Source organism: Tardiphaga sp. (assembly GCF_025356345.1).
Taxonomy (GTDB): domain Bacteria; phylum Pseudomonadota; class Alphaproteobacteria; order Rhizobiales; family Xanthobacteraceae; genus Tardiphaga.
The window spans coordinates 1-3174 of record NZ_JANXTC010000164.1 but is presented as its reverse complement, the minus strand read 5'-3'; the positions used below and the strand labels follow the sequence as shown (position 1 = coordinate 3174).

The 3174-nt window shown below is 62.8% G+C and carries 4 protein-coding genes; all 4 read left to right on the top strand.

What is annotated here, in order from left to right:
* Positions 1 to 405, top strand: a 405-nt coding sequence (locus tag Q0S16_RS09585; protein ID WP_295847524.1) for a S41 family peptidase, incomplete at its 5' end; no start/stop codon positions are given.
* Positions 406 to 549: 144 nt separating this feature from the next.
* Positions 550 to 1746 carry a divergent polysaccharide deacetylase family protein gene (locus Q0S16_RS09580; protein ID WP_295847525.1) on the top strand — a complete coding sequence of 399 codons (1197 nt, stop codon included), beginning with the start codon at positions 550 to 552 and terminating at the stop codon, positions 1744 to 1746.
* A gap of 81 nt (positions 1747 to 1827) precedes the next feature.
* A complete protein-coding gene (locus tag Q0S16_RS09575; protein WP_295847521.1) occupies positions 1828 to 2331 on the top strand; it encodes an RNA pyrophosphohydrolase in 504 nt (167 codons plus the stop codon).
* A 6-nt stretch (positions 2332 to 2337) separates the two neighbouring features.
* Positions 2338 to 2835, top strand: coding sequence for an RNA pyrophosphohydrolase (locus Q0S16_RS09570; RefSeq protein ID WP_295847520.1), 498 nt, complete (start codon positions 2338 to 2340; stop codon positions 2833 to 2835).
* Positions 2836 to 3174 lie beyond the last annotated feature (339 nt).

Genomic DNA, 3174 nt, shown 5'->3' with positions numbered 1-3174 from the left:
TTCGGCAAGGGCTCGGTGCAGACCATCATCCCGCTCGGCTCCGGCAACGGCGCGCTGCGGCTGACCACGGCGCGCTACTTCACGCCGTCGGGCAAGTCGATCCAGGCCAAGGGCATCGTGCCGGACATCGAGATCCTGCAGGACGTGCCTGATGAGCTGAAGTCACGCACCGACACAAAGGGCGAAGCCTCCTTGCGCGGTCATCTGAAGAACGATGGTGACGAGAAGACCGGCTCGCAGTCCTACGTGCCGCCGGACGCCAAGAACGACAAGGCCCTGAAGGCCGCCACCGATCTGCTGCATGGCGTCAAGGTAACCTCCAACGCAACCGTTACGCCGGCTGCGGATGACAAGCAGACCGCCGAGAAGCCGGCCGCCGACAAGCCGGAAGCCAAGCCGAACTGACCGGCCATAATAGTCCTGGCGAATTGGGCGGCCTGCGGGCCGCCCTTTTTGTTGGTGCTTTGGTTCATCTGCGCCCGGTCACTGGGCTAGACCATGCATCCGCCGCTGCGCGGCGTGGTATCCTCGGCCGCTGATTCGGAGGTAATGGCGGTGTCGACGGACGATCTGAGCACCCCGCTTGGACAAAAACTGACGCGCAAGCGCCGGTTCCGGCTGCCATTTTCCGGGCCCCAGGCATTGGTCGGTATTCTCGGGCTGTTTCTGCTCGGCTTCCTTGGTTTTGCTGTCTTCAACGACAATCCGCTGGGCGGTGAACCCGTCGCCCGCGTCGCGCTGAAGCCGCCGGCGGCCGATGACAAGGTCGCTGCGCCGCCGGTCGAGATCAAGCGCGCCGCCGAACTGCCGAAGGCGCCGGAAGTGGGCGGTCAGAAGACGATTACCATCATCGATGGCTCCAGCGGAGCGCGCCGCGACGTCGTGGTCTCGGCAGATACGTCCGAGGCGCTCGACGCCAATGCGCCACCTCCGATGATGGCTAATATCAATCCGAAGCTGCTCGAGAAAACCCGCCATGGCATGGTCCCGATCGCCGCTGACGGCTTGAAGTCGGTCAACGCCTATGCCGCCGGCAGCGATCTCGACCGCGCCAGGGCGATGAAGATGCCGAGCATTGCCATTGTGATCGGCGGGCTGGGAGTGGGCGCCGCCCGGACCACGGATGCCATCATGAAACTGCCGGCCGCCGTGACGCTGGGCTTCACGCCCTATGGCTCGGACCCTGGCAAACTGGTGGAGCGCGCCCGCATGCAGCGCCATGAGGTGCTGTTGCAGATCCCGATGGAGCCGTTCGATTATCCCGATAATGATCCCGGCCCGCAAACGCTGCTGGCAACCGCGACCGCCGAGCAGAACCTCGACCGCATGCAATGGCATATGAGCCGTTTTCAGGGCTATGTCGGCGTCGCCAATTTCATGGGCGGTCGCTTCGTCGCGACTGAGGGTGCGATGCAACCGGTGGTGCGCGATGCCGGGAAACGGGGATTGGCATTCTTCGACGACGGCGCGTCGCCGCGCAGCGTCGCTGTGGCCGCAGCCGAGGGGCAGGGGATGCCGTTCGCGCGCGCCGACGTCAACATCGATGTGGTTCCGACGTTGGCGGACATCGACAAGGCGCTGTCGCAGCTCGAAGGCCTCGCCCGGGAACGCGGTGTGGCGGTAGGGATGGCATCGGCGCTGCCGATTTCGATCGATCGCATCGGCGCCTGGGCGAAATTGCTCGAAGGCCGCGGTCTGCTGCTGGTGCCATTGACAACGGCGATGCTGAAATCAAAATCAGGCTAGCGTGTTTGGGCTAGGGTGAATTCGGCACAACCGAATCGCTGCGTAAACTGTGCTCGGAACGACGCGAGAGGCATTGACGGAATGGCGCGCTACGAAGATCTGCCCTATCGAACCTGCGTCGGAATGATGCTGATCAACCCGCAAGGGCTCGTGTTTGTCGGCCGCCGCGCCGGCGGCATCGAACATGTCGATGAAACCCATGTCTGGCAGATGCCGCAGGGCGGTGTCGATCCCGGCGAGGACACCTGGGAGGCGGCGAAGCGCGAGCTCTATGAAGAGACCAGCGTGCGATCGGTCGAGAAGCTCGGCGAAGTGCCGGACTGGCTAATCTACGACATTCCGCGCACGGTGGCCGGCCGCACCTGGAAGGGCCGTTACCGTGGCCAGCGCCAGAAATGGTTCGCGGTGCGCTTCACCGGCGACGATAACGAGATCAACGTGGTGGCGCCCGGCGGTGGCCATAAGCCTGAATTCATCAAATGGCGCTGGGAGCCGATGAAGAACCTGCCCGACCTGATCGTACCGTTCAAGCGTCCGGTCTATGAGCGGGTGGTGAGGGAATTCCTCAAACTATCAGGCGATTGACGCGTCATGGATGACCGGCCCTATCGCCCCAATGTGGGTGTCGCGTTGTTCAATGCCGACGGCAAGGTTCTGATCGGCCGCCGCTTCAAGGATGACGGCCCGGAGATCATCCTGCCCGGGCCGGAATGGCAGATGCCGCAGGGCGGGATCGATGCGCATGAAGATCCCCGCGCGGCCGTGATGCGCGAATTGTGGGAAGAGACTGGCGTCAGCCACGCCGATTATCTCGATGAAACCGATTGGCTGACCTACGATTTCATCCCGTTTGACGGGCCCGGGCATCGCTTTGCGCGGTTCCGCGGCCAGCGCCAGAAATGGTTCGCGCTGCGATTTACCGGAGATGATTCGGAGGTCGATCCGATGACGCCGCGCAATGACCAGCCGGCGGAATTCGATGCCTGGCGCTGGGAACGGCTCGACCGCGTCGCCGATCTCGTAGTGCCGTTCCGGCGCGAGGTCTATCGCGCGGTGGCGAAGCAGTTCGCCCGTTTTGCACAGACGTAGACGTCTCCCGCCATGACGGCGAAGCAGCGCGTGCTGCTTAATGCTTTTTCGACTTGAGATGAATAGCATTCATCCGCAGCCGTCATTGCGAGGAGCCCTTGCGACGAAGCAATCCAGCCTTCGCTTGTGGCTTTCTGGATTGCCGCGTCGCTACGCTCCTCGCAATGACGGTCGGATGGGTCGCTTCTACCCAAAAATGCTCTAGAGCGTGATGACGCTAGGTTGACGCGTATCCGGAATTGACGAGGTAGTTGGCGCATTCTTTAGGTGAAAAGTCGCTTAGGAGTGCGCCAATTCGTTTCCATGTTGCTTCGACGCTGCGCTCGGCGGCTTTTCGCA

Coding starts and splice junctions, on each gene's coding strand:
- Q0S16_RS09575 (WP_295847521.1), top strand. CDS start 1,828: ATGGCGCGCTACGAAGATCTGCCCTATCGAACCTGCGTCGGAATGATG.
- Q0S16_RS09580 (WP_295847525.1), top strand. CDS start 550: ATGGCGGTGTCGACGGACGATCTGAGCACCCCGCTTGGACAAAAACTG.
- Q0S16_RS09570 (WP_295847520.1), top strand. CDS start 2,338: ATGGATGACCGGCCCTATCGCCCCAATGTGGGTGTCGCGTTGTTCAAT.